We start from the raw sequence: 23,541 nt of genomic DNA on the forward strand, positions 1-23,541 counted from the left end.
ATGGACATGAATGTATATAACCTAAAATAAGAATAAATTTTAATAAGGGCTGCCCAAAAAGAAAAAAATGCAGTTGCCATCCTATAGATACTTGCAGAAAGGATAAAATTTACTTTTAGACCTTTTGGGATAGCCCTTATTAATACTTCAGATAAAATTCCTTAGGTTATATTTTCAATCCTTTGGACCGGGTTTCCTCCTTGGCATACAGTCCCGGACGCCCGATTATGACATGGTTGGCAACGATACTATCCGCCGGACTGCGTATCTGCGGCGGTGCATTTTCGGGATATTGCGCCTGCCTGTTCCTCACATCTTCCGCTTCCGGCTTGAGCTGTTGCCCTTCATTCTCCTTTTCTGCGACTTCGGGCGTGGGTGGCGCAAGCTCCAGCTGAATTTTTCGGTCAAGGGCGGCAAGTTCGGACTTCAACTGCTTCAGCTCGTCCTCCTTCTTCCACACCTTACCCGCTATCTCCTGTAACTGCGGTATCTCCATCTCCAGCACCTCGTTCTTCGCCTTGTACTGGTCGATGATGGAGGGTATCCTCTCCATCGCGTTGAGGAAGTTGCGGGCGGCGGCCAACGGGTCAGCCATCGCCAGATGCCCGTTGTTGTAGGTGTACTTGTAGTTCCCCTCGACCACGAAGCGGTTGTCGGTGAACTCCAATCCCTCTTTGAGTATCCTTTCGCTCACCACCTTTATCGGAAAACCGTAAAGTTCACCGACCTGCGTGTACAACCCTCCGGTCGTGGCATTCTTGGCTATCTCCTGCAAACGCTTTCCGATGACCTTCTCATCGGCGGAATCCACTCCGTCCACCTTTATTATATTAAGGCGGTTGCCCTCCTTGTCGGTCTGCACCACCGACAGGAAGCGGTTCCAGTCCTCCGTCATGGCATCTATGAAAGCCGTGTTGTTGCGCAACTCGCCGGTCTTTGACTCCAGCTTGAACTCCGAATCACGCTTGCCCTTGTTGAACGACTTGCGTTCCCCTTCGAGCGATGCGATCCGCTTTTCCAGTTTCGCCTTGTCCAACAGGTCGGTATTGCCGGAGAGCAACGCCATGTATTCCGAGAAATTCATGCCCGATTTTTCGTCCATTGCCCCCTCGTCGATGGTACGCGCACCCATCGCACCGCTTTTGAGCTGGCTTATGAAAGTCTGCTTGCAGTGCAGGAGGTTGAACTTGTAGCTGTCCAGTGACTTCTCCACCGCGTAGATGATTACATCCACGTTGTTCCCGGCGAAATGTTTGGCAATCTCATTACCTGCCCTAACTCCGCGTCCGTCACGCTGTTGCAAGTCGGACGGTCGCCACGGCGTATCGAGATGATGGATAGCCACACACCGTTTCTGGGCGTTCACACCCGTTCCGAGCATAGAGGTAGAGCCGAACAGCACACGCACCGTCCCGGCGTTCATGGCGTCTATCACCGCCTTCCGCGCCTTGTCGGTCTTGCACTCCTGAATGAAGCGCACCTCGCTTGGCGGTATACCGTAGTCCTCCGTCAGTTTGCGCTTGATTTCCGAATAGACGTTCCACCCGTCGCCCGGCTGGTATGTCCCCAAATCAGAGAAAACGAACTGCGTGCCTTTCTGGGCGTCGTATTTTTGATAATACTCCGCGATCATCTTGGCACAGTGACTCGCTTTGTTGTCGGGATGATCTTCGTAATTCGGGTCTATCATGCGCATGTCGAGTGCCATTTTCCGGGCATAGTCCGTGGCGATGAGCATCTTCGCCTTTTCTTCCGTTTCCGAAAGCGGCAGCCTGCCCAACAAGGTGGCATCGCCCGTCTTGGCGAACTGCATCAGTTTCTGTATGAAGTCCTCCTGTTCCGGCGTGGGCGGTATATGGTGCAGTATCTCGTTCTTGGCAGGACGGTCAACGCCCACATCCTCCGCCGTGCGGTAGCCCGTGATTTCATTATAGAAGGCGGCAAGCTCCGGCACTTTGATGAAGTAGCGGAAACGCTCCTTCTGGACCACATTGTTCGTCACGTTAAATTCAAAATCCGTCGTCTTCTTGGCAAATATCGCCGCCCAAGCGTCGAAACACCTTATGTCCTGCCGTTCCAGCTCCTTCGGGCGCAGGTACTTGAACAGCAGGTACAATTCAGTCAGTGAGTTGCTGATAGTCGTGCCGGAGAGGAAGGTCGCACCCAAGTCTTTTCCTGTGCGCTCCTGTATGGTGCGTATGGCAAAGAGCATGTTAAGTGCCTTCTGGCTTCCCTCGCTGTTTCCCAATCCCGCCACACGGTCGTGGCGCGTGTTGAAAGTCAGATTCTTGAACTGGTGGCTCTCATCTATGAAGATGTGGTCGATGCCCATCTGCTTGAAATCCACCACGTCGTCCGTGCGTGACTTTATGGCGTGTTCCACCTTCTCCAGCTTCGCTTCAAGGTTGTGCTTGCGCTTCTCCAATCCTTTCAGCATCGCCCGCGACACGTTCTTTCCCTGCTGCCGTAGCACTTCGAGGTTTTCCTCCACCGTGTCAAGCTCTGCTTGCAGGATGCGCTGCTGCAATTCCGGCGACTGCGGTATCTTGCCGAACTGGTCGTGCGACATGATGACGCAATCGTAGTCGTTGTTCTTTATATTATTGAAGAAGCGCACACGGTTGGCGGTCGAAAAGTCCTTCTCCGAAGCGTACAGAATACGTGCGTTGGGATATGCCGCCTGATAGGTGGCTGCAATCTCCGCAACGTTGGCTTTCAGCCCGATAATCATCGGCTTGTGTGCCAAATTCAGACGCTTCATCTCATGCGCGGCGATGCACATTATCAGCGTCTTACCGGTTCCCACCTCGTGGTCGCAAATTCCGCCGCCGTTCTGTTTCAACATCCAGACGCAATCCATCTGTGAGGGATAGACGCTCTTGATACCCCGGCTTGCCAGCCCTTTCAGGTTGAGGTCGGGAAAGGTCTGATGGGAGCCGTCGTAGCGCGGGCGCACGAAACAGTTGAACTTGCGGTTATACATCGTCACAAGCCGCTCCTTGAACTGCGGCGACTGCTCTTCGAGCCATTCGGAGAAGCCGTTTCGTATCTCGTCAATCTTGGCGTTGGCGAGTTGTATTCCCTCGCTGTCGCGCATCTTGATGTCGTTGCCATGCTCGTCCTTGCCGATGGACTTCATCATGTCAGGGCAGGTGTTGTGCAGGGCGTGTTTTAGGAGGTGCATACCGTCATAGTTCCGGTAATACCCCTTCACCAGAAACTCGTCCGTGATTTTCATGGTGCGGTAGCCGCACACCACCGAAAACTCGTCCATGCTTGCGGAATAGGCGATTTTCACCTCCGTGTCGAACAGCCGGCTCATGTAGGCGGCATAGACACCCGTCGGAATCCAGCGTTCCCCGAAATTGAAGTCCAGATCCTCGAAGGCGATGCGCTGCGGCTCGGCATCTTTCAGAGCCTCCAACGCCTGCTTCACCTCCGGCATACGCTCATTTTCGGGATTGTCACCCATCCATGCCTCTATGCGTTCCGCTTTCTCTATGACATTTCCGGCGATGAAACGGTCTTTGATTTCGTAACCGGTCACGAGCGGATTGTAGTAGATGCGCCCTTGCAGGGCAGTGAGCAAATCCTCCGCCGTGCTGTCGGTTATCTCCCGCATATAGTCGAGATTGACCGTACCATATTTGTTGAGCGACGCAGACAGGGCTTCTTCGGGAGAGCCTACGTTGGCATGGCTCTCCACCGCGAAGGAAACAGGATGCTCGAAGATGTCCGCCTTGACGAACTTTCCGTTTTCCATCCGTTCCAGCGAAAGGATGTCGCGCCCGCCCGCATCCATCATCACTAACTTCACGTTCTGCTTGGCGTTGAGGTTGCCGTAGCGCATGACAAACTCATCGTAACAGGTATTCAGATGCTCTCGCCACGGAACATTTGCCTCGCGCCGGAGCGATTCATAACGGTACAGACGCTCGTAGGCGTCACGCAGCGACACATACAACAACGCCTTTTCCTTCTGGTATCCTTTCAGGTCGAGCGGCTGGAATGTCGCCCCGTATGGCGTGATGTCTTTCAGGTAGCCGATGTTATGACGCCCCCGGTCAGCCACCAGCGACCCTTCGCGCAGGTGCATCTCCGGCGTGCGGTGGTAGGCACGCGGAGAAAGGTCCACGACTTCCTCCTTCGGCTTTTCCGCTTCGATGTCGGGGAAAAGGAAAGTCCCCACCGCTTCCGATGGGGTATCTGTAACGGCAGGTGCGGCGACTGCCTCCGGCTGTGTTTCCTCCTGTCGTGGCTGCTCACGGGAAGTTTCCGGCACGGCTTTCACTTCCGTCTTTTCCGCCACTTGTTTCTCTTTATGCTGCCTTGCCAGTTCCCGAAGTTCTTTCCTACGCTCCGGCGTCAAACCCATCATCATTTCATAGAAACCGTTGATGGGAGGATTGGTATCCCAGTCCAGTGTGGCATAGATGTCGTCCGGGTCGGCAGGCTTGGCGGTGTTCTCCGCTTTCACCTCCTTATTCTCCATTGCGGGTTTTGCAGTTGGAGCTGTCGGTGTAACCGTGACTTTCGGTTTGGGCGGAGTGGACTTTGCCGTAACTGCCTTTTTCACCGTCTTTTTCTTTTTGGAGGTTTTCGGTTGGCTGACCTCTTCCGTCATCCCCCAGAGGTCAAGCAGGGTGAGCTGCACGCCTGCGGAATATTGCGGGCGCGGTTCTATCTCCGGCTTTTCATCTGCGGGTTGCGGCTTTTCTGTCGGAGTTTCCACCGTCTGCGCCGAGGATACTGTTTCCAATTTTATGGCAGGACGCTCTACTTTATTTTGAACGGCAACTTTTTCTTCCGTTCCTGCCTGCCGGATTGAACCCGAATACAAGCGCATGGCAAGCCTGTAATGGAAATCCTCGTCGAGCATACGGCGCAAATCCCCGGCGATGCCTGCTGCCTTGCCCTCGTGCAGATAAACCATAGCGGGCTTCCCGTAGGGGTCTGTGTCAAGTTTCGCCATCGTATGCACGATGCGTTCCGGGTGGTGGATGAAATAGGCGTTGTCGGTCAGGGCGGTTTTCGTGTCCGTCTGTATCACGGTCATCAGCCGCTCGTCCTGCGACATTTCCTTCTTGCTGAGGTTCTTTTGCAGGACAATCAGGTCACTGCCCACCTCCGTGCCCGCGTTGTCCGTGAACAGGTTGTTGGGCAGGCGTATCGCGGATACCAGATTGGCCTGACTGAACAGCTCGTTACGCACGGAGGTCTTGGTGCTATTCAATACCCCTTGCGAGGTGATGAACGCCACGATACCGCCGTCACGCACGGCATCCAGTCCTTTGAGAAAGAAATAGTTGTGGATGGTTTTCTGGGCGGAGCGTCTGCCGAAAGAGTCGCTCCGCTGAAACTCCGCGTCGAACACGGCAATGTCACCGAACGGAATGTTGGACACCGCCAAGTCGAAATAATTGTTGAACGGTCTTTCGATTTTCTCAAAACCGCAGGTGCGCATTTTCTGGTCGGGATAGAGATGCCTCAAGATTGTACCCGTGAGCAGATCCTTCTCGAAAGCCATCACATCCGCATTGGGGCTGTGCCGCAGCATGGAATCCACGAACACGCCGACACCTGCCGACGGTTCGAGCATACGGGCGGGGCGGACGCTGTAATCTGCCAGCACGTCCGCGATGGTGTCGGTTATCTCTTTGGGGGTGTAGAAAGCGGTCAGCACGGACGCTTTCAGCGAATCCACAAACCGCTTGTACTCTGTTTCGTCCTTGCTGTTCTCACGGATAAGCCTGTGCAGCTCCACCGTCGGGGCGAACAGTTCGAGGTCGGATTTCGCCCACCGGACGGCATCCGTCAGTTCCTTTGCAGGGTTGAGGATACATTTCAGACCGCCGAAACCGCAGTACCTTTGAAGTATGGCACGCTCTTCGGTTGTCGCTGTCCTATTTTCCCTGTCAAGGATGAATGCCGTCCGTATCGCCTCGATGTTGTCCCGCAGTTTCTGTTTGCGGTTAAACGCCATATTCGTCTAAGTAAAGGACGGTTGCTCCCGTCAGCTCCGTGTAGAGCAGGTCGTAATCGGAAGACAGGGCGAAATTGTCATCCGAGAGGTCATAGACGGAGAACACGTTGCCGACAAGCGGCAGCAGTTTCAGGACAAAGGCTTCACGCTTCTCTTCCGGCACTTCATCGGCAAACTCGTTTTCCACGACTTCGCGGAGGATGGCGTAACGGGAATAATGCAGCCCGCGCAGCAGCGTGTCCATCGCCAGTTCCTGCGCACCATCGGCGGGATAGCCTTCAAGCCGTGCCCTCTCATACGTTTCGGCGGCACGGTCGGCCCGTTCCCGTATGAAAGCGGTGTCGTCAGCCTGTTCAAACTTGTTCGTGCGGAGATAGTCCAGCAGGTACAGACCGTAATAGGAAAAGTCGGTCTGACCCTCGTTTTTCTTCTTGTTGTTCATTACTTTGGATTTAGCGGATTGATAATTAACGGGATAATCGGTTGGAAAAAGGAAGAAAAAGGCACTCGGTATCCCTCCGAGTGCCACCACTAAATCCAAAGTATGAGTGTAATCCGGTATCGAAGAACAATTCATTACTCTGAACAAGTGGCAAAGTTAATACTATTTCTTCCGTCCTGAAAATTTCTTGTCCTTTTTAGCCTCCGGGAACACAAAAGTCGTGTTATATTCCCCGTCAAAGGCGACAACAGCATCGAAACTCTTGCCCTGTTTGCTCTTGAACCCTTTGAGCAGCTTGGTATGCCCTTCGGTGAGCAGGTCTTTGATTTCATCGTCGGACAGGGTGCGTCCCGCTTTCAGCCGGAACACGGGCAGTCCGCACTCCGTGTTGTCGCAGCGTACCACCTTGCCGTAGAACCGCATCCTGCCCGTGCCACACTTGGGACACGCGCAGCCGGAGTCACGGCTGCCGAAGAGCTTGTCGCACGAGATCAGTTCGGAGGTTATCTCACGTGTGTACGCCTCTATCTCCTTGCGGAAGGTGTCGTCGGACAGTTCCCCGCGCTCGATACGCGCCAGCTCCTTTTCCCATTCGCCCGTCATGGCAACATCGGCGATGCGCATCGTCTTGACGACGGAATTGAGGGCAAGTCCTTTTTCGGTGGGAACAAGCGACTTCTTGCAGCGTTCCATGTAACCGCGCTTGAAAAGCGTTTCGATGATGGAGGCGCGTGTGGCGGGAGTACCGATGCCACAGTCCTTCATCGCCTGCCGCAGTGCGTCGTCCTCAATTTCCTTGCCCGCCGTTTCCATTGCCGAGAGCAGGGTGGCTTCGGTATGCAGCGGCTTGGGTTTGGTCTTTCCTTCGGTAATGGACGAGCCTTTCGGTGTCAGCGTGTCGCCTTCCTGCCAGCCGGGGATGGTAATTTCCTCTTTTTCCTCGCCATAGACGGCACGCCATCCGGTTTGCTTCACGACGCTGCCTTTTACGGTAAACTCCACTCCGGCACATTCCGCCGTGACAGTGGTCACATCCTTGACGCATTTCTCAGAGAATGCCTCGACCATGCGCCCGGCAATCATCTGATAGATGGTATTGTCCTCTTTGGAGAGGAAGAGCGGTTTCTCACCCGTGACGAGCAGGGCATGGTGGTCTGTCACCTTGCCGTCGTCCACGCTGCGGCGTGTCGGGGCGGCTTTTGCCCGCACCTTGTCTTTCCATTCGGGCTGTGTGCCGATGAAAGCGAGCAGTTTGGGAATTTCGGCAAACACGTCTTCGGGGATGTAGCGGCTTCCCGTTCTCGGATAGGTTATCAACTTCTTTTCGTAGAGTTTCTGCGCGATTTCAAGCGTCTGTTCCGCCGTGAAGCCGTGCTTGGCGTTGGCTTCTTTCTGGAGCGTGGTCAGGTCGTAGAGCAAGGGAGTTTCCTCCGTCTTCTCCTTGCGCTCGGCTTTCGTGACAGTGGCGCAACCTGCCGCCTTTACCTTATTATATAGTTCCATCGCCGGTTCTTTCTCTTTCCATTTCTCGGAGGATGAGAATTTCACGACTTCGCCGTCGCAACCGTCCGTTGCGATATGGAGCTGCCAGAATGCTTCGGACGTAAAGCGGCGGTTCTCCCAGTAGCGTTCACATACCATAGCCAACGTTGGTGTCTGCACCCGCCCCACGGAATACGTGCCGTGTCCGGCGGCGATGGATAACGCCTGTGTGCCGTTGATGCCCACGAGCCAGTCGGATTCGCTCCGCGCTTTGGCGGCGAGGTAGAGGTTGTCGTATTTGCTGCCGTCTTCGAGTTTCCGCAGTCCCTCGCGGATAGCTTTGTCGGTGAGAGAGCTGATCCACAGGCGCACGAAAGGAGTGGTGCAACCCGTATAGTGGTAGAGGTAGCGGAAGATAAGCTCTCCCTCGCGTCCGGCATCGGTCGCCACGATGATATGTTCGCTTGTGTCGAACAGTCTTTTGATGACTTTTATCTGCGACACCACGCCGCTGTCGGGCTTGTAACCTTTCTCCGTCCTGACCTGACGGGGGACGAGCGTGAATGTGTCGGGAATAATCGGGAGGTTGTCACGGACAAATCCGCGCACGCCGTAGCCGTCGGGCATGGCAAGCTGAACGAGGTGTCCGAATGCCCATGTCACGGCATAACCGCCTCCCTCGAAATATCCTTCCTCTCTCTTTGTCGCGCCCACGATGCGGGCGATTTCACGTGCCACGGAGGGCTTTTCTGCAATGATTGTCTTCATGTCTTCTTCTTTTTTGTTGATACTTTGGATTTTATTTTGGATTCAGTGGCGGACACGGGATTACATTTTCATGCCCTTGCCCGTTTTCTTCTGCGGCTTCTCCTGCTGCTGTTGCTGGCGGGCGTCCTTCGGGTTGGTCTGACCTTTCTGCAACGGCTCTCTCAGATTCTTTGTAGCCTCGTTGGTCTTGCCATCGTTGTTCACCGCCACCTGCGTGCGGCTCTCGTTGGACGGAGCAACCTGCTGTGCATTGTCAGGGTTCGTGTCGTAGCGGTACGGGCGTCCCTTCTCCGGGTTGAACTTGATATACATCGTGGCATGGAAGCCCTGCTTGTCGGTCACGTTCTCCAGCTTCACGGCTTTACCCGCCACATAGTCGGCTTTCTGCTGGTCGGTGAAGCTCACGCCGCTCCATTTGCTGATGGGGCGGATGCTGCCGTCCTCGTTCGTCCACGTGTTGCGGCGTTGCTCCTTCTTGGTCTGTGCGGCATTTTCCCCGCCCTGCGCCTGACTTTTCGATGTGTCGCCTTTGGTTTCCTGTGTCTGTGCGGTACGGGGCGACTTGCCGGTTCCCGGCACGAACTCCACGCCGCGCTGCTCCACGTTCACTTGCAGGGTGGTGACGAACTTTCTGCCGTCGTTGCGCTCGATGAGCTTGTCGCGTACGGGCAGTCCGGCGCGGAGCATGTCCCGCTCCTGCGTGGTGATTTCCGTCTTGCCGATGCGCTCCGGGATGCGCACCCTGCTTGCCGGAATGTCCGTGATTTCATTCGTCTTGCGGTCGATGCTGATGTAGGAGGGGATGATCTCGCCCGTTTCCCTGTCCACAATGTCCACGACCCTACCGAGATTGCCCGTTTCGCGGAGGTTCTTCCGGTCATTGTCGGAGAATTTGTGTTCCTTGTACTCATCCAGCTTCTGCTCCTTGCGGATGAAGTGCGGCACGAGGCTGATGTTTCCCTCACCGTCCTTCTTGAAGGAGAGGCGGGCGTCCAGCTCGAATGATTCGCCGCCGAAGGTCGGTTTGACCTTTACCAAGTCGGACTTGCCATAGTTGAGCATCTTCGTAAGGTCGCCGGACTTTTCAAGGTTGTCCCGCTTTACGCCCCATCTGTCCTCCAGCTCCTGCCAGTTGATTTTACTCTCGTCGATGGGCTGGTAGCCACGTTTGCCCTGCATCTGTTCGGATTTGTCCTGTTGCTGTTCTTTCCGTTGTTCCATGTTCTCCTGTTTTTGAGGTTCTTGTTTCTCTGTCTGTTGTGCTGCCATCTCTTCCTGCACCTTCTTCTCATAGTCGGAGGTGTCCACCTTGTGAGGGGCGAGCAGCTCCTTGTTCGCTTCGGGGTCTTTCAGCAGTTGCTTCATCACCTCTAAGAGATTTTCAGCTTGGTCTGCCGCAATGCGGTAGAAACCGAAGCGGCTGGGTTCCTTGCACTGCCGGAAGAAGTTCTTGAAGAAGTTGTCCAGCACGTCGCCATGTCGGTCGAATTGCAGGAAACTCTGCGCGTTCTCCGCTTTTGCGGGGGTGCGCTTGGGTGTGCCGTCCGCGTTCAGCCCGGCTACCACGCTGATCTCGCCTGTCTTCTCGTCACGGACTACCAGCACGTCCTTTTCGTCTTTTTTCTTTGCCATCTGAAAAATGTTTTAATGGGTTATTTATGAAAGAAATTATGGATACGAGCCTTGTAGAAGGCTATATCTTCCTTTTTGAAGTCCTTGATATGGTTGGAAAGGAATGTCAGCACGTCCTCCTCGCTGTAATAGGTCTTCTTGCCCAGCGTCTTGTAGGGCAATGCGCCTACGCTGCGGTAGCGTTGGAGGGTGCGTTTGCTTATCTGGAGCAACATGCACAAATCCTGATTGTCGAAAAGGCGGATGCTTTCCGTGATAGTGGGCTGTTTCCCCTCAGCCTTCATCGCCAGCAGCAGTTCGTCCTGACGGTCGAGCCGTTCCATCAGCTTCTGCATCCAGCCCTCGAAGTTGTTTCGTGTGAGCAGTTCCATGACCTATGTCCTCCTTCCTTTTGGTTTGCCGCCCGTGCGCAGCGTGTGGTTGTGGAACAGGGTGTCTATTGTCCCTTCCTCGTTCCTTACTGTGTTGTCCTCCAATAGCCGCAGTATCTCGGAAAGGCGGTAGCGGCAGCTTCCGCGTACCACCACATACTCGATACGGTGGTCGGTGCGCATACGCTGCATGGTGCGCTTGCTCACGTTGAGCATCTTCGCCGCCTGTGCCGTGTCAAGCAGCTTGTCTTCGGTTTCCCGCTTCCGTTTCTTCTCGTCCCTTGCCTCGCGGATGTACCCTGCGATGTTCGCAATCTGCGCCATCATCTCCTTGTAGGCGGAACTTTCCATTGTTATCACTTTCATGTTCAGTCCTTTCTTTTTGTTTCTGCGACAAAATTCGGCAATAAACAAAAGGGGCTTTAACAACTCACTACGTGACTCACGTAAGATTTTTGCGGAAGATGGCTCCGTAACCCGGTCAAACGGCGCAACAGGCAGCCTTTCAGCGGAAAACGATACGTCTTGTATGCCGTTTCGTTACCTTTGCGGCAAACTCTAAATGACATGAATATGGAAATAGTATCTATCGAGAAAAAGACTTTCGAGATGATGGTGGCGGCATTCGGCGCACTCTCGGAGAAGGTCGCCGCCCTGAGGCGCAAAAGCGACACGGGGCGCATGGAAAGATGGCTCACGGGCGAGGAGGTCTGCGGGCAGTTGAGAATAAGCCCGCGCACGTTGCAGACGCTGCGTGACAGGCGGCTTATCGGCTACTCGCAGATAAACCGCAGGTTCTATTACAAGCCAGAGGAGGTGAAGCGGCTGATACCGCTTGTCGGCACGCTCTATCCGCACGGCAGATGATTTGATTTATTCACCCACTGAATCCGAAGTTATGATGAACGAGAACAACGATGTTTTTACGATGGAAGACGAGCCGATAGCCTCTGTGGTGCAGGATATGCGCAAAGGCTCGAAATGGCTGTCCGCATTTCTGGAAAGCTACCGTCCTCCGCTGGACGGGGAACGTTACCTGACGGACGGCGAGGTGTCGGAACTGCTCCGTGTGAGCCGGCGCACCTTGCAGGAATACCGCAACAACCGCGTGTTGCCCTTCATACTTTTGGGAGGGAAGGTGCTTTACCCGGAAACGGGGCTGCGCGGGGTACTGGAAGCGAACTACCGCAAGCCGCTGGAGTGAGGCGGTTTCATGAAAAAGTAAACGGGTGACACCTTTTGTGGTGCTACCCGTTTACTTGTCTTATGGGGTATGTGCAATCAGCAATACCCGGCTTTTCCGTTCTGTATGAACATCACGTATGTCTGCCGTTTCTCTTGTGAGAGTGCCTTTCCCACCAGCCATGTGCGGAACAGGTGGGTGTTGTAGGTATTCACCCTGAAAGCGACCGGGATGATGATTTCAAGGGCGTACACGTCCGCGTGCAGCCCGTTTTCAAGCTGCATGTAGCGGCACACCTCGTAGTCGTTCAGCACGTCCGACTTGCGGACGGCTCTGATGGCGGCGTTCACTGCCGGGACGGTCGTATGGAACAATCCGGCTATTTCGGTGGCGGTCATCCACACGTCGTTACCGGTTACGCTGACTGCCTTGTCCTCGATGATGATTGTGTCACGTTTCATGGCTTTTCTTTTTAGATGGTGCAACCTGCAAATTCCTCGACGCCGTTCAATCTTGCGGCAAGGTTCTCCATGTCCTGATTGAGCTTCTCTTTGGTTATCTTTGCGTAAATCTGCGTCGTCTTTATGCTCTTGTGTCCGAGCATGGAGCTGACCGTTTCGATGGGAACACCGTTGGAGAGGAATATCGTCGTGGCTGCCGTGTGGCGGCTCTGATGCCACGTGATATGCTTGGTGATGCCGCAACGCTTGGCGACGGCACGGATACCGGCAAGGCACGTGTTATAATGCGGAACGGGAAATATCCTGCCGTCCCCGCACAGTCCCCGGTATTTGCCGATTATGCGGTTGGCGATGTCGAGCAGGCGGATGTTGGACACCACGCCCGTTTTCTGGCGGTTGATGTTTATCCACTCGTGTTCGTCGAAGTAGGTGCGGATATTCTCTTCCGTAAGGTTGCGCATATCCGCGAACGACAGCCCCGTGAAGGCGCAGAACAGGTAGAGGTCGCGGTACAATTCCTGTTTGGCGTTTTTCAGTTTCCCCTCCATCAGCAGGCGGATCTCATCTTTGGTCAGGAAACTGCGTGTTGTTTCCTCCTTCTTGATTTCATACTCGCGGAACGGGTCGCGCGTCAGCCACTCGTTGTTGATGGCGATGAATACCATCGTCCGTAACGGGCAGACGTACAGCCACACGGTATTGGTGCAGCAGTGCTTGTCCGTGCGCAGGAACATCTCGAAGTCGGAGATGAAAGCCGGGGTAAGCTCTTTTAGGGCGATGTCCTTCACATGGTAGCGGATGTCGAGGAACTCTTGCATGTGCTTGTAAACGGTGCGGTACTTCAGCAGCGTGCCTTTGGCTTTCATGCCTGCCTCCACCTGCTTCTCGTAGTCCTCGTTGTGCTGGCGGAACACCTGCATCAGCGTGTGGTAGCGGTGTTCCAGTCCGAGAAAGGCGTTCTTCACCTTCTCCGCCGTGACGAAGTTGTCACGCTCCATGATTTCCTGATAATGCCTGTTGATGCGTACCCGCATCTTGTCAAGCATACGGTTCGTTTCGAGTGCCGCCGTGCTTCTGCCCGTGACACGTCCACCTTTGGTGTCCCACAGTTTCGGATCGACAGTCAGTTTGCAGCTGAACTGTGTCTGGCTGCCGTCCACCGTGATGCGTCCCATGACGGGAACTGTCCCGTCCTTTTTCACTACCTGACGCTTGAGGTAGTAGATTACTGAAAATGTACTCTTCATTGTCCTTAATTTTTGGGTTTCAAAATTAGTTGGTGAAGAGTCCGGTGTTGGTACGCAAAACGGGGAGGAACGGCGCAATCTTTTTCCGTAACCTGATTTTTCGCATGAGTTATGGATAACTCACTATTCCTTAGAGCCTTGTTTCGCTATTCGTACCCGTTTGTCGCATTTTCGGGCATGGTTACGAACAAGTAACGTAGCGGCGTCAGGATTTGGCTTCGGCAGGGATTGTAATGGCTTCACGGATTATCGCCACTTCAACCAAAACCCTTGTAACTCAATTCTATCACTATATCTTTCCGCATTTCACTTTTTTGTAGTAACTTTGCACACTGAAAATGAATGATATGGATATTCTTGAACTTGCCCGATACAATCAGCAAACTGCCTGGAAAATACTGGAACACACCGGTATTATTCCCGCATGGGAGCACATTGGGGCAATTGTTCATTTGGTAGGCTCACTCAAATCCGGTCTGTTGGCAAAAAGTAGGGATATAGACCTGCATATCTATACCGAGACACTAGATATTGGAGCCAGTTTTTCTGTAATGCAGAAACTTGCCGAACGACTCTCTTTAAAGGAAGTCCACTATAAGAATCTGATTCAGACAGAAGAAGAATGCATCGAATGGCACGCCATTTACGAAGACGAGAACGGAAATACATGGAAGTTCGACATGATTCATATTCGCAAAGGCTCAAAATATGATGGTGTGATAGAAAAAATAACAGCTGCCATTACAAATCGACTTACTCCTGAAATCAAGCAAACCATCCTCCAAATCAAATTTGATGTACCGGACGGTGTACAGATTCCCAGCATAGAAATCTATCATGCTGTTTTCGTGGGCGGAGTTCGCAGTTACGAAGAACTGGAACAATGGAGAAAAAACAATCCGTTGCCCAATAGCTTGGATTGGTTGTCGTAATGGAAAATACGTTCAAAGCAGCTCTGCAAAGTGAGGTAAATAAGTAAACTTGTATATTATCATATGTGATAAATATTGAAAATGAAAAAGATTAAAATAACAGCCATAAGAAAGGTGCAACATAGTGATTTGTCGGCTATGTACGAAAATCCTATTGAACACACTTGTGATATTGAAGAAGGTACAACTTTTATTTCAGTTGATGGGCAGAAACCGGAAGAACTATGTGAAAGCGCATGGAATTCAATGAATTATTTTGTTACAGAATTAGCCAATGGAGGCGGTAACTTCTATGACGGCTGGATGAAGAATCCGCACTCGGCAATGATTTCGTGTAACGATGGCTTTCGTCCTGTCAGTTTTTATATTGAAGTGATTGAGTAATGATCTACATGAAGATAAAACGCTAATGCTTAGTTAATAGAGAATGCCGTAACTTTCTGCCCGGTTAATGGCTTCGATCACGTTATCGACATTCAGTTTTGCCAATATATTCTTGCGGTGATTGTTTACCGTGTAAATACTAAGGTTCAATTTAAAAGCAATCTCCTTGCTCAAAAAGCCCCGTCGGATTAATAAAAGTATTTCCTTTTCCCGCTTGGTTAATTGTTGATTTGACGGAACAACTGTCGATGCAAGTATCTCACCCGTCTTGCGATTTATAACTGTTCGCTTGATTCGCTCCATCGGAGTTTGATCGGGAGAAAGATCCATTACTCCCATAATTATCCACGCCTTTCCCTTCTTGTCTTTCTGAATCACTTGGTGACGACTGATTACATTCACATATTTCTGCCGGACATTTAGCATACGAAACTGAAATATCTGCTGATAATCATTTCTTTGCTCCCGCGGAAGTGAATAGATGAACTGCCCGTGTTCAATCTGGTGTTCGACGAGCTGTGCCCGGTCGTCCGGGTGAATCCGTTCCTCCAATAAATCCCCCTGCTTCCGAATCGTCTTTATCCATGTAGGGTTATATCCGAAGATAGTCGCAAAATTATCGGATGCAAAATCGTATCGTTCTTTGAAAACATCTACGGTAAAGATGCAGCTTTGGCTTATTCGCGAAAATGTCTGTATAGATGCCCTGCGTTCATTCCACAAATCATAGTCCACATCCAGTGGGCTGATCTGCTGTCTTGCCCATAATTCTTCGGGAGTTATATTATTGGTCGTCATGCGACAAAGATAAGCGATAAATTTTTTCGTTTCTCTATTTCTATTTGACTTTCTAAAGAAATACTATAGAACTGCCTCTCTGATCCCACCTTTACAACGTAATATCCTGTTTATAAGAAAAAAGGGAGAACCTATAAATTCTCCCTCTAGTGATCCGGTTGGGATTCGAACCCAAGACCTACGGCTTAGAAGGCCGTTGCTCTATCCAGCTGAGCTACCGAACCAAGTGTCATTCAATTTTAACGGTGCAAAGATAGTGCTTTCTCCTATAAATACAAACATTCGCTCATATTTTTTTAGATTAAAATGAACCCTCCGCATTATTATCCATAATACATTTAACAAAGACAAAATTTCATTCGCTTTCGTAAAACTTTATTTTCCAACTCTCGTAAAATAAGTTGTGAATTTTCTTTTTGTGGGAGAAAAATAAAATTATATATTTGAAAAACAATAATAAGTCAAACACTAAAATTTAAAACACTATGGCAAAAATAACACTCGCAGGTAATAGCATACACACAAAAGGTAATTTACCTTCAGTCGGTTCAGTAGCTCCCGATTTCTCATTAGTGAAAACAGATTTATCCGAATTAACCTTGGCAAGCGAAAAAGGTAAACGTATTGTCCTAAATATTTTCCCCAGTCTTGACACTAGCGTATGCGCAACATCCGTACGCACATTCAATAAACTTGCAGCAGAAATGAACAATACCATTGTATTGGCCATCTCGAAGGATCTTCCTTTCGCACATGCTCGTTTCTGCACCACAGAGGGAATTGACAAAGTAATTCCTCTTTCTGCATTCAGAGACCACGCTTTCGGTGAAAAATATGGGATTGAAATGGTAGACGGACCTTTAGCCGGTTTATTGGCTCGTTCTGTTGTCGTTATCGACGAGAATGGAAAAATTATCTACGAAGAACTCGTTCCGGAAATCACTCACGAACCGAACTACGATGCTGCATTAGCTAGCTTAAAATAAATAGGTAGCGAGATAACAAATATGGACGAAACGTAGCGAATCGTACTGAAATAATATTCATTACGTTTCGTCTTATGAGAAGCACATTCAAATTAAATTGCAATCTACTGAATAGTAATACTATAAAAAAAGAAAGTCCGTAATGGGTAACGATATAAAAATGAGCAAACTACTTTAGTTTACGATGTTTTTCCATCGCTTCAAATAACTCATTACAAAGGTAAACAACTATTTTTATATATCAACTAATCGTCTATCTTTTAACCAATTTCTTTTGGTTATTCATCCATTGAATGGCTTCGGCAGTATTTTTCACTCCAATACGTGCAAATATCTTTTTCTTATGGTATTTAACTGTGGGAAGTGATATTCCAAGAATTCCGGCCATTTCAGTCTCAGTTTTTCCATTACTTGCGAGTTTCAAAATCATCATTGCCTTTGAGGTAAGTCTTTGGGTTTTTACTTCCACAAACTTATCTATAGATGGTATATATTGCCAAACAACGGAATTGTCGTTCAGTTTCAAATAGGCATTGCCCGGCTTTTCTGCGGTAGGATAGCTGATAACACAAAGTGTCAATCTTATTATACCGTCATTGGTTAAATCAAGTATGGTTATCTTTTGGTTTATCAGAACCATTTTACCTCTTCTATCCCTGACTCTCAAATCATATGTATAATAACCGTTGAAATTCAATCTCTTATTCAATGGTAAAGAATAGAAATATTCAAAAACCCTTCTATTACAAGGAGCTCTTGCCTCAATATCCTTCTCGTGTATAAATTTCTCAAAATATAGATACCCTTCTCTTTGGATGTCATCCAAAGTATTTTCAAAAAAGAGCGAGCTTCCTTTTGTAACATACAGTATCTTTTTATTCATATAATCAAGAATATAAGCATCAATATCCATAAAAGCCTCAAATGCTTTCAAACATTGGATAAAATGTTGGTTCCGTTCAGAATAGTCGATACTATCTTCTGTATCAAAGATGTGAAACGGATGCGATGAAACGAATGAGGATTTAGTTGTCATGTTGCTTTCCATTTGTAAAGTGTAAAGATAATAAATCCACCAATAAGGCTATTCTTTAGCATAGTTAATTTCACTATTTAATCTTTCGACTATATCTTTGCATTACAAATATATACGTAATAAATTTATATTATGGAAACAAATTATTTATCGCATAGGACTGTTGAAGTTAGTGATCTTAAAAGAATATGTCAGTTTCCTAAAGATGAGGAAGAATTGTTTTTTATGTTTCCTAAAGCTGAATATCCATTGACTGAACGTCAATTAGAATTTGCCATTAATAGCCGATTCGATTCCACAGTTATATTATTTAACAACATTATTGTTGGGTTTGCAAATTTCTATGAGGTAAAGAAAAGTCAATATGCCTCAATAGGAAATGTAGTGATAGATGCTAACTATCGGAATCTTGGAATCGGCAAATACCTAATTCATACTATGGAGCAAATTGCCATAGAAAAATACGGTATTTCAAGACTTTATCTTTCATGTTTTAACACGAACACAAAAGGTATCCTATTATATTCTAAATTAGGCTATATGCCATGCAAGATAGAAAAATGGTTGAACTTTCAAAACGAATCATTAGCATTAATAAAAATGAAAAAGAGAATATCATCCATTTAACGAACTATAAGATTGGGATTATGAAAGAAATGCCAATACGAGAAATATAAACAAGCTAAATCATTTTGTTATAAGTAATTAATATTCATGTAGCATAAAAATGAAATATAACTTGATCTAAATATTAATATTTACAAATTAAAATTTATGCTTATGAATGATTTATCAGAAATAAGGATCTCAATTCGTTACTCATAAGACGCACATTTTCAAGTTGATAAAATCACTTTTTATGAGTCGTTTGAGAAATGTAAAACCACAGACAAACAGTGTTATAAGCAGTCAATGAAGGCTATCAAATCACTGTGTTTCACTCTGTCAAAAATGGGTAATAGTGTAGAAACTGATTGTTTACCGCACTCTGCTCAAAACGGCATTTTAGCAATCCAGTAACCGGAATTACTTAACACCAATCATATTGACTTTTCAGATAATTATCATATTTTTCATTTTTAGCTTTTCGGTCGGGAGTTTGCGAAGTATATTCAATGTGTTATTCCAGAGGAAGAAAAGCCACGCCAAGCCCAACGGCAACCTACCCCTGATGTACCCGCCTTACAGTGAATGGCGAAAGCAAATATTCAGTTGCAAGTTGGACATAAAGAATAACCGTGCTTCGGGCAAGAGTATTGAAGCTCATCGAATCAACCATACTGTTGATAGAATTCGTGTGTATGAAAACCGCTGCTATCAAAAACTTATGGGAGGAAAGGCAAAGTAGGCATGGGCTTTAAAATCTGCAGCAAGGTCAAGCGACTACACCGTTGAGGAAACAATCTCCACCTTCATGCTTCGTAAGCGGGTTCAAGGGCAATCTCTTTGTACTCCCGGAGGGAACGACTTTCAGCCACCCTCCCCCCGAAGATACAAAAATTCACCGAATGTCCCGAAGGGATAAAAAATCGTTCTCGAAATCTCAGAATACGATACACATATTCATTCCCCAGCCATCCGAAGAGTAATATGGCACACTTGCAAAAGTTGCCTTATTACATTTAGCCTTTTTGAAACATTTAGAGTATAGCCAATAAGTAAGCTTTACACTGGTTATTCCTATACAAGCCCCCGCAATCACATCGTTGATGTAGTGTCGATTATTATATATTCTCAAATATCCGGTAGTAGCTGCAACCGCATATCCAGTATATCCAATCCACGGCGAAACATCCTTGTACTCTTTATAAAGAAATTCAGCACCCATAAATGCCGTGGCAGTATGCCCCGAAGGGAACGAATTACGGGCATTGCTATCCGGTCTTTTTTCCTTAAAGACAAATTTCATAGTATTGACAAGAATACCAACTGTTGCATAAGACATTGCAAGGATTATTGTTCTATCCTTAAATCCATGCTTCCCCTTTATCCCACATAAATTCAATCCATAGACAGCCACCATGGGAGCATATTGGCTATGATCATCAAGTTTGAATTTATATTTTCCTTTGGCAGAAAGGACGTTTTGAACATTTTCCCTTTGTTTGGTTAACCATCCATTATGAACAAACAGTGCGGAAGCACCAATCACTGCAGTTGGAATTAATACTTCCTTAAGCCTTAAATTATGTGTATCATCTGTAACATGTTGGAGAGATACAGTTTGGTGAAGGCTATCCTGCTTTTGAACTTGCGCATGTGCAGGTACGACACAATACGTAAGAAAGCCTATTATAAATAAGCTAACTTTCTCGAAATAATAAATTTTCATCTACGCTGTTTTTATGCGCAAACCATAATCTTGATAATACGGGTAAAACGATAAATACCTCAGCGCAAGAAAAATGAAGCGTGAGCTTCACTTATCTAACTCTGAGGTATTTGGCGTAACCCGTATAGACGATAAGTTCCACCCACGCATAGCGTAGGCGTTCACTGAACTTATTCGTGTCTATACATCATCTAATCGCCAAATTTTCAGAGTATATCGAATAATAGTAAACGCTATTAATATGTTATGTTAAAATTATCTCTTTTCTTAATTTGTATTACTGGTTATTAATGTTTTAATGCAGCAAAGATAGCGATATGTGTTGAGAATGGCTAATCTTAAAGATTATTTTTCAAAACGAATACCTATATTTTGCGTGTTCAAAAAAACTATTTATCTACAGATGAAAGAATTATTTGACAGCATAGTAATGCAAATTGCAGGAAATAGTACGAAAAGTTTATTTCTCAATCGGTTAAGCCAAACCGATAAATATTTAAAATAAAAGAAGGGGTTTAAACACCCCTTCTTGATTATTATTTAGCACGCTCCAATTGAACAGTGAAGTGACGCATTAACGGTGCTTCCCAAGTAATCCGGAAACCACGAGTAATCTGCTCACGACGATCAAATACATTCTTCAAAGCAACAGCGATCACGTCCATGTGGTTATTCGTGTATACTCTTCTCGGAATAGCCAAACGGAGAAGATCCAAACCACCAAAACGATTCTCTCGAGTTACCGGATCACGATCAGCCAAGATATACCCGATCTCACAGCCGCGGATACCGGCTTCCAAATACAACTCGACAGTCAACGTTTGAGCCGGGAATTCTTCCTTCGGTACATGAGTCAACACTTTCGGAGCGTCAATAAACAAGGCATGACCTCCGGCAGGACGTTGATAAGGAATTCCGAATTCATCCAAACGTTTTGCCAAATACTCTACTTGCTTAATACGAGTTTCCAAATTATCGAATTCGGTATTTTCATCCAAACCGATAGCCAAAGCATTCATATCGCGACCATTCATACCCCCGTATGTCAGGTAACCTTCGAACTGTACGCAGAAACCTTTAGCTCCATCGTACCAATCTTGATGACGAGTTGCAATGAATCCACCCATATTCACGATAGCATCTTTCTTCGCACTCATGGTCATACCGTCAGCATTATCGAACATTTCTTTCACGATCTCTTTAATCGTCTTGTTCTGATAACCTTCCTCACGAGTTTTGATAAAGTATGCATTTTCAGCAAAACGAGCCGAGTCGAACACTACTCGTTTGCCATATTTGTCAGCTATAGCACGAACTTCCTTGATATTTTTCATAGAAACAGGTTGTCCACCAGCCGTGTTATTCGTTATCGTTACAATGATAAACGGAATCTTATCAGCATGTTCTGCCAATACCGCTTCCAATTTTTTCGGGTCAAGATTTCCTTTAAAAGGAATTTCCAACTGGGTATCTTTTGCCTCATCGATTGTCACGTCCCAAGCGATAGCCTTACGCCCCTCAATATGACCTTTCGTCGTGTCAAAATGAGAGTTACCCGGCACGATATCACCCTCCTTTACGAGATAAGAGAAAAGCACGTTCTCGGCTGCACGTCCCTGGTGAGTCGGGATCACGTAATCAAATCCTGTCAAACGGGTAATCATGTTTTTCAAGTTAAAGAAAGAAGATGCACCTGCATAACTTTCATCACCCAACATCATACCTGCCCACTGACGGTCACTCATTGAGCCGGTTCCCGAATCTGTCAACAAGTCTATATACACATGTTCTGCACGTAATTGGAATACGTTATAATGAGCCTCTTTAATCCATTGTTCTCTCTCTTCACGAGTACTTTTACGAATGGGTTCTACCATTTTAATCTTCCACGATTCTGCAAAAGGTAATTCCATAATCTTTAAACTTTAAATAGTTAATGATATAAATTAATTGTAATATAATTCTCAAAGAATGACCGAATGGTCATAAAAAATAAGCATGTAAGTGGGGATATAAAAACCATCACCTTCAATCAACAAAGGTGTCGCGTTTCTTAATATTCAAGAAAAGTTTACTTACTAATATGATACTTTTATCTTTCATCGTAGCAAATTTGAGAAAAATAAAAAAAAAGACCAAGAATTTCTTGATCTTTTTTTTATTACTTTTTCTTTTTCTTTGCCATTCGTTTCTTCATCACGTTTCTCCGGTTATCTTCGGCTGTGTATGTATTTTTCGCCTTTTTAGCATGAAAAGCCCCGCCTCCTTGCGGTTTTCCTCGCTGGTAGACAATATTATTTGTCTGCACCTGTTCTTCTTCCAGCAACAACTGAGAAATTTCCAACTTTTCTGGCAAATCAAGTATTTCAACTTCTTGATTGATCAGACGTTCAATATCCATGAAACGATCTTCCTCAACTTCCGACACGAAACTGATAGCAGCCCCTTCTTTTCCTGCACGAGCCGTACGCCCGATTCGATGCACGTACTCTTCCGCCAAAGAAGGTATATCAAAATTAATCACATGACTCACGTCCTGCACGTCAATACCACGAGCTGCCACATCAGAGGCTACCATGATACGAGTCTCCCCCTCTTTAAATGCCCTCAAAGCCTTCAGACGAGTATTCTGAGCCTTATTCGAGTGAATAACACTTAACTCACCTTTCCAGTGATCAGCCAAACGCTCCACTATACGATCCGCATTTTTCTTCGTCTCGGTAAAAATCATCACTTTCTTGAAGTTCTCCTTGTCGGCAAGCAACAACTTCAATAAATTGATCTTGGTAGAAATATTCGGTACATCATAACGATACTGTTTCACGTTGGCCACGGGAGTTGCTTGACGAGCCACTTCCACTCGCACCGGGTCTTTCAAAAAATCATGCGACAGACTCTCCACCGCCTCCGAGAATGTAGCGGAAAACAACATCGTTTGATGTTTCTCCGGCAAAACCTCGAAAATCCCTTTCAACTGCGGCAAGAAACCTAAGTCCATCAACCGATCGGCCTCATCCACCACGACTGTCTTAATCATTTTCGTACGAATAATGCCATTATAGTATATATCCATGAAACGCCCCGGAGTAGCCACAAGCAAGTCCACACCTTCAAACACTCGATCCTGCTGTGTCCGAATATTCGTTCCCCCGTACACACCCACGCAACGAATATCCATAAATTCCGTCAACAACTCAACACTCTCGCACACCTGCACCACCAATTCCCGCGTGGGAACAATCACCAATGCCCGAGGCACCAACCCTTGCGCATAATGTAATTTCATCAACATCGGGATCAAGTAAGCCAACGTCTTTCCTGTACCGGTCTGGGCAATGCCAATCAAATCCCTCCCGGAGCGACTGACCGAAAATACTTCTTCCTGAATAGGAGTCGGGTTCTCGAAACCAGCCTCTTCCAATGCCATCAATATCTGCTTACTTACATTCAAATTCTGAAATCCCATACATGTTACGTTTTAAAACTATACGGTTACAAAGGTAC

19 protein-coding genes and 1 tRNA gene are annotated in these 23,541 nt (G+C 47.7%); 6 read left to right on the plus strand and 14 right to left on the minus strand.

Going from position 1 to position 23,541, the window contains the following annotated elements:
* Positions 1-166: 166 nt before the first annotated feature.
* The 6 genes from D8S85_RS05565 to D8S85_RS05590 are packed head-to-tail and all read right to left on the minus strand — an operon-like array spanning position 167 to position 11,107.
* Positions 167-5,983, minus strand: coding sequence for an N-6 DNA methylase (locus D8S85_RS05565; RefSeq protein WP_127074885.1), 5,817 nt, complete (start codon positions 5,981-5,983; stop codon positions 167-169).
* Positions 5,973-6,560, minus strand: coding sequence for a DUF1896 domain-containing protein (locus D8S85_RS05570; RefSeq protein ID WP_004291461.1), 588 nt, complete (start codon positions 6,558-6,560; stop codon positions 5,973-5,975). Before D8S85_RS05570 ends, D8S85_RS05565 begins: the two co-directional genes overlap by 11 nt.
* A gap of 27 nt (positions 6,561-6,587) precedes the next feature.
* On the minus strand, positions 6,588-8,675 hold the full coding sequence (gene topB, locus D8S85_RS05575) for a type IA DNA topoisomerase (protein WP_004291456.1): 2,088 nt from the start codon (positions 8,673-8,675) through the stop codon (positions 6,588-6,590).
* Positions 8,676-8,735: 60 nt separating this feature from the next.
* On the minus strand, positions 8,736-10,307 hold the full coding sequence (locus D8S85_RS05580) for a DUF3945 domain-containing protein (protein ID WP_004291455.1): 1,572 nt from the start codon (positions 10,305-10,307) through the stop codon (positions 8,736-8,738).
* A 20-nt stretch (positions 10,308-10,327) separates the two neighbouring features.
* Complete coding sequence (locus D8S85_RS05585) at positions 10,328-10,678, minus strand: helix-turn-helix domain-containing protein (RefSeq protein WP_004291454.1); 351 nt, start codon at positions 10,676-10,678, stop codon at positions 10,328-10,330.
* Between the two features lie 3 nt (positions 10,679-10,681).
* Positions 10,682-11,107, minus strand: a complete 426-nt coding sequence (locus tag D8S85_RS05590) for a helix-turn-helix domain-containing protein (RefSeq protein WP_004291432.1) — start codon at positions 11,105-11,107, stop codon at positions 10,682-10,684.
* 138 nt (positions 11,108-11,245) lie between these two features.
* Here D8S85_RS05590 and D8S85_RS05600 point away from each other — a divergent pair, with 138 nt between their 5' ends.
* Both D8S85_RS05600 and D8S85_RS05605 read left to right on the plus strand, forming a co-directional pair.
* Positions 11,246-11,545: a helix-turn-helix domain-containing protein gene (locus D8S85_RS05600; protein ID WP_004291426.1), complete on the plus strand. Its 300-nt coding sequence runs from the start codon at positions 11,246-11,248 to the stop codon at positions 11,543-11,545.
* A 31-nt stretch (positions 11,546-11,576) separates the two neighbouring features.
* Positions 11,577-11,882, plus strand: coding sequence for a helix-turn-helix domain-containing protein (locus tag D8S85_RS05605; RefSeq protein ID WP_004291424.1), 306 nt, complete (start codon positions 11,577-11,579; stop codon positions 11,880-11,882).
* A gap of 77 nt (positions 11,883-11,959) precedes the next feature.
* Here D8S85_RS05605 and D8S85_RS05610 read toward each other — a convergent pair whose 3' ends face one another.
* Together D8S85_RS05610 and D8S85_RS05615 are read right to left on the minus strand one after the other, a co-directional pair.
* A complete protein-coding gene (locus D8S85_RS05610) occupies positions 11,960-12,322 on the minus strand; it encodes a hypothetical protein (RefSeq protein ID WP_004291423.1) in 363 nt (120 codons plus the stop codon).
* A gap of 11 nt (positions 12,323-12,333) precedes the next feature.
* Entirely contained in the window at positions 12,334-13,569 is a 1,236-nt protein-coding gene (locus tag D8S85_RS05615; protein ID WP_004291422.1) for a site-specific integrase, read from the minus strand.
* Between the two features lie 338 nt (positions 13,570-13,907).
* On the opposite strand from D8S85_RS05615, the gene D8S85_RS05625 reads away from it, so the two are divergent.
* Entirely contained in the window at positions 13,908-14,501 is a 594-nt protein-coding gene (locus tag D8S85_RS05625; RefSeq protein WP_106479902.1) for a hypothetical protein, read from the plus strand.
* Positions 14,502-14,582: 81 nt separating this feature from the next.
* The gene (locus tag D8S85_RS05630; RefSeq protein WP_106479903.1) at positions 14,583-14,885 is read left to right on the plus strand and encodes a TIGR04076 family protein; all 303 of its coding nucleotides are present in this window, start codon (positions 14,583-14,585) and stop codon (positions 14,883-14,885) included.
* A 33-nt stretch (positions 14,886-14,918) separates the two neighbouring features.
* Here D8S85_RS05630 and D8S85_RS05635 read toward each other — a convergent pair whose 3' ends face one another.
* Positions 14,919-15,683 carry a LuxR C-terminal-related transcriptional regulator gene (locus tag D8S85_RS05635; RefSeq protein ID WP_106479904.1) on the minus strand — a complete coding sequence of 255 codons (765 nt, stop codon included), beginning with the start codon at positions 15,681-15,683 and terminating at the stop codon, positions 14,919-14,921.
* A gap of 150 nt (positions 15,684-15,833) precedes the next feature.
* Positions 15,834-15,907, minus strand: a tRNA-Arg gene (locus D8S85_RS05640).
* A 261-nt stretch (positions 15,908-16,168) separates the two neighbouring features.
* Here D8S85_RS05640 and tpx point away from each other — a divergent pair.
* Complete coding sequence (gene tpx / locus D8S85_RS05645) at positions 16,169-16,669, plus strand: thiol peroxidase (RefSeq protein ID WP_106479905.1); 501 nt, start codon at positions 16,169-16,171, stop codon at positions 16,667-16,669.
* Positions 16,670-16,922: 253 nt separating this feature from the next.
* On the opposite strand, the gene D8S85_RS05650 is transcribed toward tpx, so the two are convergent.
* Entirely contained in the window at positions 16,923-17,552 is a 630-nt protein-coding gene (locus tag D8S85_RS05650; protein WP_158641511.1) for a helix-turn-helix domain-containing protein, read from the minus strand.
* A gap of 285 nt (positions 17,553-17,837) precedes the next feature.
* Here D8S85_RS05650 and D8S85_RS05655 point away from each other — a divergent pair, with 285 nt between their 5' ends.
* Positions 17,838-18,332 carry a GNAT family N-acetyltransferase gene (locus D8S85_RS05655; protein ID WP_106479976.1) on the plus strand — a complete coding sequence of 165 codons (495 nt, stop codon included), beginning with the start codon at positions 17,838-17,840 and terminating at the stop codon, positions 18,330-18,332.
* Positions 18,333-19,248: 916 nt separating this feature from the next.
* Here the strand turns inward: D8S85_RS05655 and D8S85_RS05660 are convergent.
* The 3 genes from D8S85_RS05660 to D8S85_RS05670 all read right to left on the minus strand — a co-directional run bounded on the left by D8S85_RS05660 (position 19,249) and on the right by D8S85_RS05670 (position 23,503).
* Complete coding sequence (locus tag D8S85_RS05660) at positions 19,249-20,037, minus strand: phosphatase PAP2 family protein (RefSeq protein WP_106479977.1); 789 nt, start codon at positions 20,035-20,037, stop codon at positions 19,249-19,251.
* Positions 20,038-20,573: 536 nt separating this feature from the next.
* On the minus strand, positions 20,574-21,950 hold the full coding sequence (locus tag D8S85_RS05665; RefSeq protein ID WP_106479978.1) for a tryptophanase: 1,377 nt from the start codon (positions 21,948-21,950) through the stop codon (positions 20,574-20,576).
* A 248-nt stretch (positions 21,951-22,198) separates the two neighbouring features.
* Complete coding sequence (locus D8S85_RS05670) at positions 22,199-23,503, minus strand: DEAD/DEAH box helicase (protein ID WP_106479980.1); 1,305 nt, start codon at positions 23,501-23,503, stop codon at positions 22,199-22,201.
* Positions 23,504-23,541 lie beyond the last annotated feature (38 nt).

This window comes from Butyricimonas faecalis (genome assembly GCF_003991565.1).
GTDB lineage: Bacteria > Bacteroidota > Bacteroidia > Bacteroidales > Marinifilaceae > Butyricimonas > Butyricimonas faecalis.

Bases quoted from the DNA above. Each gene is read 5' to 3' on its own strand.
- D8S85_RS05665 (WP_106479978.1), bottom strand. From the start codon at position 21,950: ATGGAATTACCTTTTGCAGAATCGTGGAAGATTAAAATGGTAGAACCC.
- D8S85_RS05585 (WP_004291454.1), bottom strand. From the start codon at position 10,678: ATGGAACTGCTCACACGAAACAACTTCGAGGGCTGGATGCAGAAGCTG.
- D8S85_RS05615 (WP_004291422.1), bottom strand. From the start codon at position 13,569: ATGAAGAGTACATTTTCAGTAATCTACTACCTCAAGCGTCAGGTAGTG.
- D8S85_RS05660 (WP_106479977.1), bottom strand. From the start codon at position 20,037: ATGAAAATTTATTATTTCGAGAAAGTTAGCTTATTTATAATAGGCTTT.
- D8S85_RS05670 (WP_106479980.1), bottom strand. From the start codon at position 23,503: ATGGGATTTCAGAATTTGAATGTAAGTAAGCAGATATTGATGGCATTG.
- D8S85_RS05635 (WP_106479904.1), bottom strand. From the start codon at position 15,683: ATGACGACCAATAATATAACTCCCGAAGAATTATGGGCAAGACAGCAG.
- D8S85_RS05625 (WP_106479902.1), top strand. From the start codon at position 13,908: ATGAATGATATGGATATTCTTGAACTTGCCCGATACAATCAGCAAACT.
- D8S85_RS05600 (WP_004291426.1), top strand. From the start codon at position 11,246: ATGAATATGGAAATAGTATCTATCGAGAAAAAGACTTTCGAGATGATG.
- topB (WP_004291456.1), bottom strand. From the start codon at position 8,675: ATGAAGACAATCATTGCAGAAAAGCCCTCCGTGGCACGTGAAATCGCC.
- D8S85_RS05605 (WP_004291424.1), top strand. From the start codon at position 11,577: ATGATGAACGAGAACAACGATGTTTTTACGATGGAAGACGAGCCGATA.
- D8S85_RS05570 (WP_004291461.1), bottom strand. From the start codon at position 6,560: ATGAATTGTTCTTCGATACCGGATTACACTCATACTTTGGATTTAGTG.
- D8S85_RS05580 (WP_004291455.1), bottom strand. From the start codon at position 10,307: ATGGCAAAGAAAAAAGACGAAAAGGACGTGCTGGTAGTCCGTGACGAG.
- D8S85_RS05650 (WP_158641511.1), bottom strand. From the start codon at position 17,552: ATGAATAAAAAGATACTGTATGTTACAAAAGGAAGCTCGCTCTTTTTT.
- D8S85_RS05610 (WP_004291423.1), bottom strand. From the start codon at position 12,322: ATGAAACGTGACACAATCATCATCGAGGACAAGGCAGTCAGCGTAACC.
- tpx (WP_106479905.1), top strand. From the start codon at position 16,169: ATGGCAAAAATAACACTCGCAGGTAATAGCATACACACAAAAGGTAAT.
- D8S85_RS05565 (WP_127074885.1), bottom strand. From the start codon at position 5,983: ATGGCGTTTAACCGCAAACAGAAACTGCGGGACAACATCGAGGCGATA.
- D8S85_RS05655 (WP_106479976.1), top strand. From the start codon at position 17,838: ATGGAAACAAATTATTTATCGCATAGGACTGTTGAAGTTAGTGATCTT.
- D8S85_RS05630 (WP_106479903.1), top strand. From the start codon at position 14,583: ATGAAAAAGATTAAAATAACAGCCATAAGAAAGGTGCAACATAGTGAT.